Source organism: Rhodoferax sp. BAB1, assembly GCF_013334205.1.
Lineage (GTDB): Bacteria > Pseudomonadota > Gammaproteobacteria > Burkholderiales > Burkholderiaceae_C > Hylemonella.
In genome coordinates, this window is sequence record NZ_CP054424.1 from 1,059,413 (window position 1) to 1,075,158 (window position 15,746).

At 66.7% G+C, this 15,746-nt stretch carries 16 protein-coding genes and 1 tRNA gene; 5 read left to right on the forward strand and 12 right to left on the reverse strand.

Annotated elements, in window-relative coordinates; genetic code table 11:
• The first annotated feature begins 34 nt into the window (after nt 1–34).
• A complete protein-coding gene (locus HTY51_RS05200) occupies nt 35–2,458 on the forward strand; it encodes a Lon protease family protein (protein ID WP_174251740.1) in 2,424 nt (807 codons plus the stop codon).
• A 3-nt stretch (nt 2,459–2,461) separates the two neighbouring features.
• On the opposite strand, the gene HTY51_RS05205 is transcribed toward HTY51_RS05200, so the two are convergent.
• The 5 genes from HTY51_RS05205 to HTY51_RS05225 all read right to left on the reverse strand — a co-directional run bounded on the left by HTY51_RS05205 (nt 2,462) and on the right by HTY51_RS05225 (nt 6,681).
• Nucleotides 2,462–2,917 carry a tetratricopeptide repeat protein gene (locus HTY51_RS05205; RefSeq protein ID WP_174251741.1) on the reverse strand — a complete coding sequence of 152 codons (456 nt, stop codon included), beginning with the start codon at nt 2,915–2,917 and terminating at the stop codon, nt 2,462–2,464.
• Nucleotides 2,918–3,029: 112 nt separating this feature from the next.
• Nucleotides 3,030–3,605, reverse strand: a complete 576-nt coding sequence (locus HTY51_RS05210) for a peroxidase-related enzyme (RefSeq protein WP_174251742.1) — start codon at nt 3,603–3,605, stop codon at nt 3,030–3,032.
• A gap of 203 nt (nt 3,606–3,808) precedes the next feature.
• A complete protein-coding gene (locus HTY51_RS05215; protein ID WP_174251743.1) occupies nt 3,809–5,296 on the reverse strand; it encodes a sensor domain-containing diguanylate cyclase in 1,488 nt (495 codons plus the stop codon).
• A gap of 172 nt (nt 5,297–5,468) precedes the next feature.
• On the reverse strand, nt 5,469–6,119 hold the full coding sequence (locus HTY51_RS05220) for an NAD(P)H-binding protein (protein ID WP_254606993.1): 651 nt from the start codon (nt 6,117–6,119) through the stop codon (nt 5,469–5,471).
• A 7-nt stretch (nt 6,120–6,126) separates the two neighbouring features.
• The gene (locus tag HTY51_RS05225; RefSeq protein ID WP_174251744.1) at nt 6,127–6,681 is read right to left on the reverse strand and encodes a PAS and helix-turn-helix domain-containing protein; all 555 of its coding nucleotides are present in this window, start codon (nt 6,679–6,681) and stop codon (nt 6,127–6,129) included.
• An 89-nt stretch (nt 6,682–6,770) separates the two neighbouring features.
• On the opposite strand from HTY51_RS05225, the gene HTY51_RS05230 reads away from it, so the two are divergent.
• The 4 genes from HTY51_RS05230 to HTY51_RS05245 all read left to right on the forward strand — a co-directional run bounded on the left by HTY51_RS05230 (nt 6,771) and on the right by HTY51_RS05245 (nt 9,348).
• Nucleotides 6,771–7,475 carry a CoA transferase subunit A gene (locus HTY51_RS05230; RefSeq protein WP_174251745.1) on the forward strand — a complete coding sequence of 235 codons (705 nt, stop codon included), beginning with the start codon at nt 6,771–6,773 and terminating at the stop codon, nt 7,473–7,475.
• Between the two features lie 10 nt (nt 7,476–7,485).
• Nucleotides 7,486–8,124, forward strand: coding sequence for a 3-oxoacid CoA-transferase subunit B (locus HTY51_RS05235; RefSeq protein WP_174251746.1), 639 nt, complete (start codon nt 7,486–7,488; stop codon nt 8,122–8,124).
• Between the two features lie 163 nt (nt 8,125–8,287).
• Nucleotides 8,288–8,602 (forward strand): hypothetical protein, encoded by a 315-nt coding sequence (locus tag HTY51_RS05240; protein WP_174251747.1) that lies wholly within the window; start codon nt 8,288–8,290, stop codon nt 8,600–8,602.
• A gap of 44 nt (nt 8,603–8,646) precedes the next feature.
• Nucleotides 8,647–9,348, forward strand: a complete 702-nt coding sequence (locus tag HTY51_RS05245) for an alpha/beta hydrolase (RefSeq protein ID WP_174251748.1) — start codon at nt 8,647–8,649, stop codon at nt 9,346–9,348.
• A 111-nt stretch (nt 9,349–9,459) separates the two neighbouring features.
• Here the strand turns inward: HTY51_RS05245 and HTY51_RS05250 are convergent, their stop codons facing one another.
• From HTY51_RS05250 to HTY51_RS05280, 7 genes are all read right to left on the reverse strand, one after another.
• Nucleotides 9,460–9,882 (reverse strand): BLUF domain-containing protein, encoded by a 423-nt coding sequence (locus HTY51_RS05250; RefSeq protein WP_174251749.1) that lies wholly within the window; start codon nt 9,880–9,882, stop codon nt 9,460–9,462.
• 156 nt (nt 9,883–10,038) lie between these two features.
• Nucleotides 10,039–10,812 (reverse strand): transferase, encoded by a 774-nt coding sequence (locus HTY51_RS05255; RefSeq protein WP_174251750.1) that lies wholly within the window; start codon nt 10,810–10,812, stop codon nt 10,039–10,041.
• 10 nt (nt 10,813–10,822) lie between these two features.
• Nucleotides 10,823–10,896 (reverse strand) — tRNA-Gly (locus HTY51_RS05260).
• A 53-nt stretch (nt 10,897–10,949) separates the two neighbouring features.
• Entirely contained in the window at nt 10,950–11,435 is a 486-nt protein-coding gene (locus tag HTY51_RS05265) for an LEA type 2 family protein (RefSeq protein WP_254606994.1), read from the reverse strand.
• A gap of 7 nt (nt 11,436–11,442) precedes the next feature.
• A complete protein-coding gene (locus tag HTY51_RS05270; protein ID WP_174251751.1) occupies nt 11,443–12,936 on the reverse strand; it encodes an NAD-dependent succinate-semialdehyde dehydrogenase in 1,494 nt (497 codons plus the stop codon).
• Between the two features lie 41 nt (nt 12,937–12,977).
• Nucleotides 12,978–14,255: a 4-aminobutyrate--2-oxoglutarate transaminase gene (gene gabT / locus HTY51_RS05275; RefSeq protein WP_174251752.1), complete on the reverse strand. Its 1,278-nt coding sequence runs from the start codon at nt 14,253–14,255 to the stop codon at nt 12,978–12,980.
• A gap of 24 nt (nt 14,256–14,279) precedes the next feature.
• Nucleotides 14,280–15,692, reverse strand: a complete 1,413-nt coding sequence (locus HTY51_RS05280; protein WP_371733869.1) for a gamma-aminobutyraldehyde dehydrogenase — start codon at nt 15,690–15,692, stop codon at nt 14,280–14,282.
• Nucleotides 15,693–15,746 lie beyond the last annotated feature (54 nt).

Below are 15,746 nucleotides of genomic sequence, written 5' to 3' on the forward strand. Positions count from 1 at the left end.
TGAAACGGCGGGCCCGGCGGCGCAAAATAGGCACATGCCCATCATCACGGTCCCGCCTGCCGACCTGCGCCTGAGCGTCGACGCCCGGGCGCTGGGATTTGCCGACACCTCCGAACTGCTGGACCAGCCCCTGCCCTGGATCGGGCAGGAGCGGGCCGAGCAGGCGGCGCGCTTCGGCCTGCAGATGGACGCGCCGGACTACAACCTCTTCGTGCTGGGCGAGGTGGGCAGCGGGCGCACCACGCTGCTGGCGCAGATGATGCGCGAGGTGGCGGCCAGTCGGCCGGTGCCACCCGACCTGTGTTACCTGCACAACTTCGACGCGCCCGAACGCCCGCGCGCGCTGCGCATGCCGCCCGGCCAGGGCCGCCAGCTGCGCAGCCTGATGCAGCAGCTGGTCAAGACCCTGCAGGCGGAGATTGCCAAGCGCCTGGACGGCGAGGACTTCCGTGGCGAGAGTGCCCACCTGCAGAAGGCCTACAAGGCCGAGGACCAGCGCGTCTACGCCGAACTGGACGCCTACGCCGAGGCGCGCAACTTTGCCATCATCCGCGATGAGGGCCATCTGGTGCTGACCTTGCGCGACGACAAGGGCGAGCCCATGACCGAGGGCAAGCTGCTGGCCCTGCCGAAGGAAAAACGTGCCGAGACCGACCGGCTGGAGGAAGAGCTGCGCGGCGAGATCACGCGTTACCTGGAGAAGACGCGCGCGCTGGAACGGGTGATGAACGAGGGCCTGGCCGCGCTGCGCCGCCAGGTCATCAAGCCCCTGCTGGAGCACGAGCTGCAGGAGATCCGCAACGAACTGCGCAAGCAGATCAAGGACACGGTCAAGCTGGGCAGCTACCTGGACCAGGTGGCGCACGACGTGCTGGAGAACCTGGAACTGTTCCAGCCCGGTGACAGCGACGAGGATGGCGTGCGTGCCGTGGCGCTGGCCAGCGTGCTGACGCGCTACAGCGTGAACCTGGTGGTGGACAACCAGGGCCGCGCCGGCGCGCCGGTCATCGTCGAGGACAACCCCCTGTTCCGCACCCTGTTCGGCAGCGTCGAGTACCAGAACGAGAACGACGTGCTGGTGACGGACTATTCGCGCATCCGCGCAGGCAGCCTGCTGCGCGCGCACGGCGGTTTCCTCATGTTGCACCTGCGCGACCTGCTGGCCGACGAGCCGGTGTGGGAGAAGCTGCGCCGTTTCCTGCGCAGCGCCCGCCTGCAGATCGAGGAGCCCGGCATGCTCTACGCGCCCATCGCCGCCGTGTCGCTGCAGCCCGAGCCGGTGGACGTGGACGTGAAGATCATCCTGGTGGGCTCGGTGGAGGAGTACTACGCCGTGCAGGAGGGTGACCCCGAGTTCGCGCGGCGCTTCCGCTGCAAGGTGGACTTTGCCGAGAGCTTCACGGCCAGTGCCCAGACCCGCCGCGCCACCGCCATCTTCGTGGCCCACACCTGCCGCAAGCTGGGCCTGCCGCATTTCAGCGCGCCGGCCGTGGCTGCGCTGCTGGAGCAGGCCCACCGCGAGGCCGAGGACCAGACGCGCCAGAGCGCCATCTTCGCGCACAGCGAGGCGCTGGTGATGGAGGCGGCAGCCATGGCGCGCGCACGCGGCGCCGCGCTGGTGGAGGCGAGCGATGTGCTGGCCGCACGCCTGGCGCGCATCCACCGCCACGACTACCCCGAGCAGCGCCTGCAGGAAACCATACTGGATGGGGAGCGCCTGCTGGACGTGGACGGCGAGAGGGTGGCGCAGGTCAACGGCCTGACCGTGGTCGACCTGGGCGACTACCGCTTCGGCTTCCCGGTGCGCGTGACGGCGCGCACGCACGCGGGCGACGAGGGCCTGCTCAACATCGAGCGCGAGGTGGAGCTCTCGGGCCCCATCCACGACAAGGGCGTGCTCATCCTCAACAGCTACCTGGCCGCGCTGTTCGCGCACATCGCGCCGCTGGCGCTCAACGCCGCGGTGGTGTTCGAGCAGGAGTACAGCGGGGTGGAGGGCGACTCGGCCTCCTGCGCCGAGTTCTATGCCCTGCTGTCCTCGCTCTCGGGCCTGCCGCTGCAGCAGGGCATCGCCGTGACCGGCGCGGTGAACCAGCATGGCGAGATGCTGCCGGTGGGTGGCATCAACGAGAAGATCGAGGGCTACTTCCGCAGCTGCGAACTCATCGGTCTGACGGGCCGCCAGGGCGTGCTGATCCCGCGCCGCAACCGCCGCCACCTGATGCTGGACCCGCGCGTGGTGGAGGCGGTGGTCCAGGGGCGTTTCCACATCTGGACGGCCGACAGCGCCGGCGAGGGCATGGAGCTGCTCTGTGGCCAGCGCTTTGGTGAACTCGGTCCCGCCGGCTACCCGGCCGACACGGTGCTGGGCCGCGCACAGAAGACACTGCAGGACTACCGCAAGGCCACCCAGGCCGCCGGCGCGAAACCCGAGCGCCGGCCACGCACGCTGAAGTAGCGCCTACTTGCCCAGGAGCGCGGCCTCATAGGCTTTTTTCAGGTCGCGGTATTCCTCGCAGGGGAAGAAGCAGAGCCGGTCCAGTATCTCGAGGTGCTCGCGTGCCTTGTCCAGGCGGCCGAGCGAGAGGTAGGCCTCGCCAATGTACTCGTGGGCGCCGCGGTGTTTCGGGTCCAGCGCCAGCGCGCGCAGGTAGGCATCCAGCGATTCGTTGTAGCGCTGCAGATGCCGGTAGCTGTAGCCCAGCAGGTTGTAGCCGTCGGCATTGCCGGGGTGTTCGCGTGTGTAGCCTGTCAGCAGGGTGGCGGCAGCGCGCCAGTCCTGCTTTTTGATCAGCGCGCGCGCCTGCTGCAACTCGTCGGGCGGGTCCGGGGTGACGGGGGTGATGTCGGCGGCGCGTACCGGGGTGGCACACAGCAGCATGGCCATAACGATGGCGGGCAGGGTGATGGAACGCATGATGCGGCTCCTGCCGGACGGCGGCGGGATGGCCGCGGGTCGGGTCCGGGCAACAAGCTTAGGCTTGGCCCGCGGGGATTGCAAGCCGTGCCGCTGGCGGTGTTACCAGCCCTTACTTCTTGTCCCGGGGCACACGGCCCAGCAGGTAGAACTCGGGGTTGGGCATCATGTTGCTGAACGAGGCCATGCGGTTGGAGAGGCCGAAGAAGGCCGTGATGGCGGCGATGTCCCAGGCGTCCTCATCGCTGAAGCCGTGGGCGTGCAGGGCGGCGAAGTCGTCCTCGCCGATTTCATGCGAGCGCTGGCAGACCTTCATGGCGAAGTCCAGCATGGCGCGCTGGCGTGGCGTGATGTCGGCCTTGCGGTAGTTGACGGCGACCTGGTCGGCCACCAGGGGCTTTTTCTCGTAGATGCGCAGGATGGCGCCGTGCGCCACCACGCAGTACAGGCACTGGTTGGCTGCGCTGGTGGTGGTGACGATCATCTCGCGCTCGCCCTTGGTGAGACCCGAGTCTTCCTTGAGCATGAGCGCGTCGTGGTAGGCGAAGAAGGCGCGCCATTCGGCCGGCCGGCGCGCCAGCGCCAGGAAGACGTTGGGGATGAAACCGGATTTCTCCTGCACCTCCAGGATGCGGGCGCGGATGTCCTCGGGCAGGTCCTTGAGTTCGGGGTGGGGGTAGCGGTTCATGCGGTCTCCGACAGGTGGAGAGCGCATTATCGGGCGCGGACTCAGAGGGTGAGCGTTTTTCGAGCGTGGCCGAGCAACGCGCCCAAACGTATCCGATCTAGGCGCAAAGCACAGCCATAGCTCGGGCTATGGCGCGCATTTGCAACGCCGAGCGGGTGCGTTTGGGCGTGGTGAGCGGGCATGAACGAAAGACTCTCACCCTCTCAGGCTTCCAGGTCGGTGAAAGCGCTGTTGCGGCCCGAGGCCTTGGCGCGGTACAGGGCCCGGTCGGCGCGGCGCAGCAGCGTTTCGGCGGTTTCGCCCTCGCGCCACTGGGCCAGGCCGGCGCTGATGGTGATGTGCTGGGGCAGCCCCGGGATCTTCAGCGCCGTCACGGCCGCGCGCATGCGCTCCACCAGCGTCACGGCATCGTCGAGGCCGGTTTCGGTCAGCAGGGTCACGAACTCCTCGCCCCCCATGCGCGCGACATGGTCGCTCTGGCGCAGATTGGCCACCAGGCTGTCGGCCACCTGGCGCAGCACGGTGTCACCGACGTCGTGGCCATACTTGTCGTTGACCTGCTTGAAATGGTCCAGGTCGAAGTAGACGGCGGTGAGCGCGCGGCGGTAGCGCTGCGCGCGCAGGATTTCGTCGTCCAGCCGCAACTCCAGCATGCGCCGGTTGCCGATGCCGGTGAGTGCGTCGGTCAGCATCAGCCGTTCGAGTTCGTGCCGTGCCAGCTCCTCTCTCTTGAGGGTGCGCAGCAGGATGGACCCCAGCAGCACGGAGAAGCCCGAGATCAGGAGGGCGACCAGGACCAGCAGCCCGGTGTGCAGGCGCCAGTCTGCCAGCAGGTCTTCGATCGAGGCGGTGACGGCCACCACCAGGGGGTAGTCCTGCACGCGGGTGTAGGCCACGGCGCGGGAACGGCCGTCGACCGGGCTCAGCTCGGAATGGTAGAAACCGCCAGGCTTGTTGCCCATGTGCTGCCTCCACATCGGGCTCTGTGCGACGGAGGAACCGATGATTTTGTCATCCATGGGGCTGCGGAACATGAAGAGGCCATCGTCCCGCAGGATGGCGATGGTGCCCCGGGGCTGGATGCGCTCGGCTTCAAAGTTTCCGGCGATGCGGTCGAGCTCGATGGCCGCGAACAGCACGGCGATGTCGCCGCCGGCCCGGGTCACCGGGATGGAGATGGGGATGCCCAGCTTGCCCGTGACCCGGCTGACCACGGGTTTGGCCACGTAGAGGCCGCGGGTCTGCTCCTTGAACTGGGCCTGGAAGTAGTCGCGGTCGGCGACATTGGTCCGGTTCGTCTGTCCGCGGTCGGGGACGTAACGCAGCGTGCCGTCGCGCGTGACCATGCGGATGTCGATGAGCTTGTCGGAGGCGTTGCGCAGGTTCTCGACCAGGCGGATGAAGCCCGGTGCCTTGCCGGGGTCCTGGTCGGGGTGTTCGGCCATCCAGAGGCTGGCGATGGTGAGGGAGGTTTGGGCCTCCTTGAAGAGGTTGCGGGTCTGCTCGTGGACGGCGGTATTGAGCTGCTTGAGCACCTGCTCGTTGGCCGCGAGGGTGCTGCTGCGCTCCCACCAGGACCAGAAGCCGACGAAACCCCAGAGACACAGAAGCAAACCACCCACCAGCCCGTAGACGATGCGGTGATGGACCCCGAGCGTCTGCTCGATCAGCCAGCCCTTGAGACCTTGCAAACGGGAACTCCTAACGACTCGATCTTGTTGTTCTGCGCGCCTGTTACGCCTGCAGCCAGTCCCTGAAACCCAGACTGGCACTCTAATGCATATCCCCAGCCGCGTCGAGATGGCCCGGCCTCGCCAGGCGTCAAAGTGATGAAGAAGTCACGCAGGCTCTGAGGCCGCGCTGTCAGGCTTGCAGCTGTTCCGATTCGACGATGTCTACACCCGGCTGCTCGCGCAGCACGCCGGCGAGCAGGGCCTGGGCGATGCGCGCAGCCGGCACGGCCCGGTAACGACGCGGGATCAGCGGGCGCAGGGCGCGCGCGATGGCCAGGCCGATGCGCTCGCCCGGGCGCGACTCCTCGCGCCGGGCGTCGATCAGGGAGGGGCGCACCACGGTGCAGACCGGGTAGCCCAGGGCGCGGATGCCGGCCTCGGCCTGCGCCTTGGTACGCAGGTAGAAGTTGCCTTGCGCACTGGCGCCCAGCGAGGAGTTGAGCGCGTAGCGGCTGGCGCCGGCCGCACGGGCCAGCCGGCCCACCTCGATGGGCAGGTCGCGGTCGACCGCGGCAAAGGCGGCCTGCGAGCCGGCGGCCTTGATCGTGGTACCCAGGGTGCAGATGACGGCATCCACCTGCCACCAGGGCGCATCGGCGGGCAGGGTCGCGAAGTCGAGTACCGGGTTGAGCAGCCTGGGGTGGGCGGGCAGGGGCCGGCGCGTGGGGGCGACGACCTGCTGGAAACGCGGATCGGCCAGGGCGGCGGCCAGCACTTCGCGGCCCACGGCGCCGGTGGCGCCAGCCAGCAGCAGGCGCAGGGGTGCAGCAGATGGGGGCATGGCGGGATCAGCCGGCGGTGAGCTTGTGCACCAGGTCGGCCGTGGTGCTGGCCTTGTACTTGCGCATCAGTCGGGCGCGGTAGATTTCCACCGTGCGGTAGCTGATGGCCAGGGCCTTGCCGATCTCTTTGGAGGTCAGGCCTTCGAGCAGGTGGGCGGCCACCTCGCGCTCGCGTGCCGTGAGCTCGGCCTTGACCGGGCGGCGTGAGCTGAGGTCCTCGAAAGTCCAGATGCCGGCGCCCAGCGGTTCGGCCGGGTCCAGCGAACGGCCGGTCACGTGGCACCAGAAGACCTCCCCCTTGAAACGGCCGTCCACCCGTTTCATGATGCGGTCATCGGCATAACTGCCTTGGCGGTTCATGATGGGGCTGATGCGCGCGCCGATGCGCTCGAATTCGTCGGCGCTGGGGTAGAGGACCTGGAAGGACTGGCCCACCAGTTCTTCGCGGCTGGTGCCGAACATGTCGCAGACCTGGCGATTGCAGTCCATGATGATGCGGTCGCGTGACAGCACCATGCCGACGGGGGCGAGTTCGAAAGCGAGGCGGTAGTCGATATCCATAAGGGATGGATTCTAGGCATAACTACGTATTCTGATAAGTAGTATCGTTGCGCGTCTGCTGCTTTGAATATTTTTAAAAGGAGAACAGCGTGAACAAGGTGTACCCGAGTGCGGCTGCTGCCATCCAGGGCGTGGTCCGCGATGGCCAGCTGATTGCCGTGGGCGGTTTCGGCCTGTGCGGCATTCCCGAGGCTCTGATCGACGCCGTGCGTGATGCCGGCATCAAGAACCTCACCGCCATTTCCAACAATGCCGGTGTCGACGACTTCGGCCTGGGCAAGCTGCTGCAGACGCGCCAGGTCAGGAAGATGATTTCCAGTTACGTGGGCGAGAACAAGGAGTTCGAGCGCCAGTACCTGGCCGGCGAGCTGGAGCTGGAGTTCACGCCCCAGGGCACGCTGGCCGAGAAGCTGCGTGCCGGCGGCGCCGGCATCCCGGCCTTCTTCACCAAAACCGGCGTGGGTACGGTGGTGGCCGAGGGCAAGGAACTGCGCGAGTTCGACGGTGAGACCTATGTGATGGAGCGCTCCCTGCTGCCCGACGTGGCGCTGATCAAGGCCGACATCGCCGACCGTTCGGGCAACCTGCGCTTCAACCTGACGGCGCGCAACTTCAACCCGGCCGCCGCCATGGCTGGCAAGATCTGCATCGTGGAAGTGGAGCGCATCGTCGCCACCGGCGAGCTGGCACCCGACGACGTCCACCTGCCGGGCATCTACGTGCACCGCATCGTGCACAACCCCACGCCCGAGAAGCGCATCGAGAAGCGCACCACCCGCGACCGTAAAGTTTGAGGAGAACAACATGCCCTGGACCCAAGAACAGATGGCCGCGCGTGCGGCGCAGGAGCTGCAGGACGGCTTCTATGTGAATCTCGGTATCGGCATCCCGACGCTGGTGGCCAACTTCGTGCCCGACCACATCGAGGTGTGGCTGCAAAGCGAGAACGGCATGCTGGGCATCGGCCCCTTCCCCTACGAGGACGAGGTCGACGCCGACCTCATCAACGCCGGCAAGCAGACCGTCACCACCATCAAGGGCTCGGCCATCTTCGGCAGCCACGAGAGCTTTGCCATGATCCGCGGCGGCAAGATCAACCTGTCCATCCTGGGCGCCATGCAGGTCAGTGGCCAGGGCGACCTGGCCAACTGGATGATCCCCGGCAAGATGGTCAAGGGCATGGGCGGCGCCATGGACCTGGTGGCCGGCGTGCCGCGCTGCATCGTGCTGATGGAGCATGTGGCGAAGAAGAAGGACGGCACGGAAGACTTCAAGATCCTGCCCGAGTGCACGCTGCCGCTGACCGGCAAGGCCGTGATCGACCGCATCATCACCGACCTGGGCGTGATGGACATCACCCCCCAGGGCCTCAAGCTGGTGGAACTGGCCCCGGGCGTGACGCGCGAGTTCATCCAGTCCAAGACGGGTGTGCCGCTGGTCTGAGACGGCCGAGCTCTTGTCAAAGGCAGAAGGCCCCGCACGGGTCCTTTTTTTCCTCTGCCCCGAAGCATGGAAAAGGTCGGTGATCGGCCCTTTCCTGCCGGCTTTCGTCGGCCGGCACGCCGCCATCATGGATGGGTAGCTTGCTGTTTTTTCCCTTCGATCCATGCGTTTGCGTCATAGCTTCTGGGCCCTGCTGGGCCAGCAGGAAACCGAGGCCCCCTCGGCCGTGGTGGAGCGTGTGCGCCTGGCCATGCGCTGCGCCGTGCAGGAGCACCTGGGCGAGGACGCCGGGGCCCTGCAGCGCCAGCTGGAATGCACGCAGGACATCGAAGGCCTCTGGTACCTGCGCCCCGAGATCATGAACGCCATCGCCGCGCAATGCGGCGAGGCGCAGGCACGCAACTGCCTGATGGGGCTGACCGCGCTGTTCCGGGACCACCATCCGGTGGCTGCATCGTCCCGCTTCGGCCGGCTCTGATCGCCAGCGCCAGCGGGGGCGGTCCCCACTCCTAGAATGAGCGCATGATCGATCCCCAGCTCATGGGCGGTGCGCTGCTCGGGCGCCTGGTCTTCCGCTTGCCGGAACCCACCGCGGCAGCGCTGCCAGCGGGCCGCCATGCACTGACCTTTCCCGAAGGCCGCGAGGCCGTGCTCGTCGTGCCCGAGGACCTGGACCCCGACGTGCCCGTGCCCCTGCTCGTGCTGTTCCACGGCGCGGGCGGCGAGGCCAACAAGGTACTGCCGCACTTCGTGCGTTGGGCGCGGGCCCGGCGTTTCCTGCTGCTGGCCCCGCAGTCCATGTTCCCGACCTGGGACATCGTGATCGGCGGTCATGGGCCGGACCTGGAACGGCTGGACGCCGCGCTGTTGCAGGTGGCCTCGCACTTCAGGCTGGATCCGGCGCGCCTGGCCTTCGCGGGTTTTTCCGACGGCGGGAGTTATGCGCTGTCGGTGGGGCTGAGCAACGGCGACGTGGCCAGCCATGTGATCGCGCTGTCGGCGGGTTTCATGAACACCTTCACGCGCAACGGTTCACCCAAGGTCTTCATCGCCCACGGTCGTTCAGATACCCAACTGCCTTTCGAGACCAGCGCACGACAGCATGCGCTGAAGCTGCTGGAGGAGGGTGTCGATCTCACGCTTCTGCCCTTTGAGGGCGATCATGTGATCGTGCCGGAGGTGGTGGTGCGGGCCATCGAGTTTTTCCTCGGGCCGCAGGCTTAGCCGCCGGATCTGCAAGCCTGCGTACCCGGGGCTGAACGCCTACTCAAGACCGGACGGCAGGCCTTGCTGGCCTGGCAGTTGCCCGGGTCGGGCTGTTGTTCGATGACGGCTTCAGCCGATCCAGCGCACGCCGCCCTGCACGATCTCGTCGAAGAAGCCGCGCAGCGAAGACGGGCTCATGCTGTAGGGATCGAACTCGGATTTGCGCGAGTACTTCAGGAAGATCTGGCGGTTCTCGGCGATCGACGAGATCAGGCCCATGTTCCAGTTGCTGAAACGGCGCGAGGCGATCTCGCCGAAGTCCAGGATGGACGGCTCGGTATGGCGGCTGTCCTTGAGGATGCGCAGATAGACCTGGTTCACCACGTCACGGTCGCCTTCGAGCTGCTGCAGGAAGAGGCCGTTGGCCAGGCAGAGCGCACCGGTCACGCCGACGGCCGCGTTGTTGCGCTGTGAGGTTTGCAGTATGTCTTTGACGTCGGCTGGGCCGAGGGCGCGGGAAGAGTGGCTGGCGTAGGTCAATTGAATCAGCATGGGGAGACTCCTGAGTGTGCTGATTATCCGGGCCTGTCCAAAACCTTGCTTGCGTGAGAGTACATATCCTGGCGAGGAAGGGCGCTGGTGCGTGAAATAGTTAACGGTGACGCTGACGCGCCAGCCGATGCGGCACCCGCTTCCCGGGACGCCTTGCTAGGTGACTGGTCTTATCTCCCAGCCGATGCGCGAAAACTCACGTTGAAGTTCGGTACGCACTTCCGGGGGGAAGTGCTCCAGCGGGTCGCTTTGCCGGACTTCGTCGACTGAAATTCCGCGGCCTTTGCGCGCGAAGAGGATGCTGTTGCTCTTTTCCTTGGACGCCACCTCCAGCACATTGCCGTCGTAGCTGCGACGGATACGCTGCGTGTACAAGGCGTGGTCTGGGATGTCATGGTGCAGGTTGGCCACCATGATGCCTTCGGGGGAGAGCGCCTGGAAAGCGTCATCGTAGAAGCGCTGGGTACACAGGCTGGCAGCCTGACCCCGGCTGTCAAAGCCGTCCACCAATAGTACGTCGTAGCGTTGTGAAGGGGCGGGCGGCAGGGTCCGGACAAAGTCGGCGCCGTCAGCACACACCATGGTGATGCGCGCCGCATCGTCTGGCACTTCGAATTCACGGCGCAGCGCAATGACGTGGGGGTTGATCTCGATCACCGTCAGCCTGGTGTCGGGCAGGTGGTGGTAGCAGAACTTGAGCAGCGATCCGCCTCCCAGCCCGATGATCGCGATATGGGCCGGCTGGCGCTCAAACAGCAGGAAACCCATCATCGTGCGGGTGTAGTCCAGTTCCAGCTGCGTGGGATGCTCGCTGCACATGCGGCTCTGCAGCTGGTCGAAGGTGAAATACAGGGATTTGCGACCGTCAGCGCTAAAAACAAACGGCGCATCGAATTCGGGTTCGGATGCGCCGGATGGTGTGCTGGACATGGAGGCTGACTGGAGCGGGTGATGGGAATCGAACCCACGTTATTTGCTTGGGAAGCAAGAGTCCTACCATTGAACGACACCCGCGATAGTGCTTGATTCTAGCGGAAGGCCGGCGGCCGGACCCGCTACGGGCGATCTCAGCGCAGGTGAGGTGGCATCGGCAGCTTCAACTCGCCGGTGGCGTCGAAGCGGTGGCTTCGGAAGATGGGGCCGGAGAGCTTGCCGCGCAGCTGGTAGCTCATCGTTGAACTGTTCTCGACCGAGGTGATGGCGATGGCCTGGCGAACCAGGGCCATGGTCGTCACGGTGACAGGGACCTCGAGCACCGTCTCGGAGAAGCGCGGCACGCTGCCCTGCGCGTCCGTGACACCGCTGGCGAAACTCTGGCCGTTCACGTTGATTTCCAGGTAGACGCCGTCGTACTGCACAAGCTCGTTGCCCGGGTTGACGATGCGCAAGCGGACCATCATGCGCAGTTCCGGGCCCCGCCAGGGCAGCGGCTCGATGGCCGCGACCTCGACCCTGGGCGCGTTGTCGGGCGCCAGCGCGGCGCAGCCAGCCAGCAGAAACGGCAGGACGACCAGCGCGAGACGGCGGCTGACCCGGAGCAGGGCGGTGTTCAAACGGCCATCACTTGAGGATGTCGCCCAGGCAGAGGTACTTCAGTTCCACGTAGTCGTCCATGCCGTGGTGCGAGCCCTCGCGGCCCAGGCCGGATTGCTTGACGCCGCCGAAGGGCACGTGTTCGGTCGCGATGACGCCGACGTTGATGCCCACCATGCCGTACTCCAGCGCCTCGCTGACCCGGAAGATGCGGCCCACGTCGCGGCTGTAGAAGTAGCTGGCCAGGCCGAAGATGGTGGCGTTGGCCATCTCCACGACTTCCTGCTCGGTCTTGAAGCGGAACACCGGGGCGAAGGGTCCGAACGTCTCCTCGGTGGCGCACAGCATGTTCTGTTTTGCCTCGGCCAGCACGGTGGGCTGGAAGAACTGGCTGCCCACCTCGGTGGCGCGCTTGCCGCCGGTCAGCACCTTGCCGCCCTTGGCCACGGCGTCGGCCACGTGGCGCTCCACCTTGTCCAGCGCGGCCGGCTCGATCAGCGGCCCCTGCGAGACGCCGTCCTCGAAGCCGTTGCCGATCTTCACGGCCGCCACCTTGGCGGCGAACTTCTGCACGAACTGGTCGTACACGCCCTCCTGCACGTAGATGCGGTTGGCGCAGACGCAGGTCTGGCCGGCGTTGCGGTACTTGCTGGCCATGGCGCCTTCGACAGCCGAGTCGATGTCGGCATCGTCGAAGACGATGAAGGGCGCGTTGCCGCCCAGTTCCAGGCTGAGTTTCTTGACGGTGGGGGCGCTCTGCGCCATCAGGATGCGGCCCACTTCGGTGGAGCCGGTGAAGCTGATGTGGCGCACCACCTCGCTGGCACAGAAGACCTTGCCCACGGCGATGGAGTTGTCGCCGTCGGCGGTCAGCATGTTGAGCACGCCGGCCGGGATGCCGGCACGGATGGCCAGCTCGGCGGCGGCCAGGGCGGTGAGCGGGGTCAGCTCGGCCGGCTTGATGATGACCGGGCAGCCCGCGGCCAGCGCCGGGGCGACCTTGCGCGTGATCATGGCCAGCGGGAAGTTCCAGGGCGTGATGGCGGCGCAGACACCGATGGGCTGCTTGATGACCATCAGGCGGCGGTTGTTGTCGAACTGCGGCAGGGTCTCGCCGTTGACGCGCTTGGCCTCCTCGGCGAACCACTCGACGAAGCTGGCGCCGTAGGTCACCTCGCCCCTGGCTTCCGGGAAGGGCTTGCCCTGCTCGGCCGTCATGATGCGGCCCAGGTCTTCCTGGTTGGCCATCAGCAGGTCGAACCACTTGCGCAGGATGATGCTGCGCTCCTTGCCGGTCTTGGCACGCCAGGCCGGCCAGGCGGCGTTGGCCGCCTTGATGGCGAGTTCAGCGTCGGCCGGGCCCAGATTGGCCACGTCGGCCAGCTTGCGGCCGTTGGACGGGTCCAGTACGTCGAAGCGTGTGCCGGCTGCGCCCTTGACCCACTGGCCGTTGATCAGCGCGTCGGTCTTGAGCAGGGTGGGGTCTTTCAGCAGGGAAAGCGGGGAGGTTTTCATGTCCATGGTCGGCCTCGTCAGGTATCCGGGTGGGCGCTCATTGTGCCTCAGGCGCCCGTGAGCGCCGTCTCCAGGATGACAAGTGCCTCCTCGAACAGGGGCTGCTCGATGGTCAGCGGGAAGAGGAAGCGCAGCACATTGCCGTCCATGCCGCAGGTCAACAGGATCAGGCCCTGCCCCAGCGCGCGTGCCTGGACCTGCTTGGTGAAATCGGCGTCGGGGCGGCCGTCGGCGTGGCGGAACTCGGCCGCCACCATGGCGCCCAGGCCACGCACCTCGGCCAGCTGGGGCACGCGGGCCTGCAGGCTGCGTAGGCGGGTCTGGAGCTGGTCACCCAGCTGCTGGCCGCGCGCCGGCAGGTTCTCGTCGCGCATGATGTCGATCACCGCATGCGCGGCGGCCACGGCCAGGGGGTTGCCGGCATAGGTGCCGCCCAGGCCGCCGGGGGCCGGCGCGTCCATCACCTCGGCACGGCCCGTGACGGCCGACAGGTTCAGGCCGGCGGCCATGGATTTGGCGCTGGTCATGAGGTCGGGCGTGATGCCCTGGTCTTCGTAATGCCCCATGGCAAACAGCTTGCCGGTGCGGCCGAAGCCGGTCTGCACCTCGTCGGCGATCATCAGGATGCCGTGCTGGTTGCACAGCTCGCGCATCCAGCGCACGGCCTCGGGGTGGATGATGTTGAAACCGCCTTCGCCCTGCACGGGCTCGTAGATGAAGGCCGCGACACGGCTGGGCTCGATGTCGTACTTGAACAGGCGCTCCACGCCCTTGCGCGCTTCGGCCAGGCTCTCGGCGTCGCTGGGGAAGGGCACGTGGTAGACCTCGGCCTGCATGGGGCCGAAGGCGTTTTTGTAAGGGGCCACCTTGCCGGTGAGCGACATGGCGTAGACGCTGCGGCCATGGAAGGCGCCGCCGAAGGCGATGACACCGCTGCGCCCGGTGGCCGCACGCGCGATCTTGATGGCGTTTTCCACCGCCTCGGCGCCGGTGGAAAAGAGGGCCGTCTTCTTGGCGTGGCTGCCGGGGGTGATCTCGTTGAGCTTCTCGGCCAGGGCGATGTAGCTCTCGTAGGGCACGATCTGGTAGCAGGTGTGGGTGAAGCGTTCCAGTTGCGCCTGCACGGCGGCGATCACCTTGGGGTGGCGGTGGCCGGTGTTGAGCACAGCGATGCCGCCGGCGAAGTCGATGTAACGGCGGCCTTCGACGTCCCAGAGCTCGGCATTCTTCGCGCGGTCGGCGAAAAAGGTGCCCATCACGCCCACGCCGCGCGGCGTGGCAGCGGCCTTGCGGGCCATCAGGGCTTCGTTGGATGAGTGTTTCATGATCTTGTCCTTCTATCCTTCAAATCACAGTTTGACCATGACGTGGCGCGGGACGGTGTAGTCCTCCAGCGCGTACATGGACATGTCCTTGCCGTAGCCGGAGGACTTGAGCCCGCCGTGCGGCATTTCGTTGACCAGCATGAAGTGCGTGTTGATCCAGGTGCAGCCGTACTGCAGCTGCTTGGCCACGCGCATGGCCTTGCTGACGTCCTGGGTCCAGACGCTGGAGGCCAGGCCGTAGTCGGAGTCGTTGGCCCAGCCCACGACCTGCTCGGCGTCGGAAAAGCGCGTGACCGAGACCACGGGGCCGAAGACTTCACGGCGCACGATCTCGTCGTCCTGCCTGGCGCCAGCGATCACCGTGGGCTCGTAGAAGTAGCCCGCGCCCTGGCGCAGCTTGCCGCCGGTGGTGACTTCCATGTGGCCGGTCATCTGCGCGCGCTCCACGAAACTGGCCACGCGGTTGCGCTGGCGGTCCGAGATCAGCGGGCCGAGCTCCACGCCGTCTTCGTCCTGTGTGCCCATCTTGAGCGTGGACACGGCGGCGCTCAGTTCGGTCACCAGCTTGTCGTAGATCTTGGGGCCGGCGTAGATGCGGCAGGCGGCGGTGCAATCCTGGCCCGCGTTGTAAAAACCGAAGGTGCGCACACCGGCCACCACCTCTTCGAGGTTGGCGTCGTCGAACACGATGACGGGTGCCTTGCCGCCCAGTTCCAGATGGGTGCGCTTGAGCGTGCCGGATGCGGCCTGCAGGATCTTGCGGCCGGTGGATACATCCCCCGTGACCGAGACCATGCGCACCTGCGGGTGTTCCACCAGGGGCTGGCCCACGCTGGCGCCGCGGCCGCAGATCACGTTGAGCACGCCCTTGGGCAGGATCTCGGCGGCCAGGCGACCGAAGAGCAGGGCGGTCAGCGGCGTCTGTTCACTGGGCTTGAGCACCACGGTGTTGCCGGCAGCCAGGGCCGGCGCGGTTTTCCAGGCGGCCATCATCAGCGGGTAGTTCCAGGGCGCGATGGAGGCCACCACGCCGATGGGGTCGCGCCGGATCATGCTGGTGTGGCCGGCCAGGTATTCACCGGCCAGCGTGCCGCTCATGCAGCGCGCGGCGCCCGCGAAGTAGCGGAAGCAGTCGGCGATGGCCGGGATCTCGTCGCCCAGGGCACGCGCATAGGGCTTGCCGCAGTTGAGCGACTCCAGGCGTGCGAACTGCTCGGCGTTGGCTTCCACGGCGTCGGCCAGCTTGAGCAGCAGATTGCTGCGCTCGCCCGGTGTGGTCTGCGACCAGGATTCCCAGGCGCGGCTGGCGGCCGAGACGGCGCGGGCCACCTGCTCGGGCGAGGCCTCGCGCACGGTGCACAGCACTTCGCCCGTGGCCGGGTTGAGGATGGGTTCTTCGGCGCCTTCGCCGCGGACCACTTGCTGGTCGATCAGCAGTTCGGTGGGGAACTGCAGGGTGGGTTCGGATGGGTGTCCCATGGTCTGGTCTCC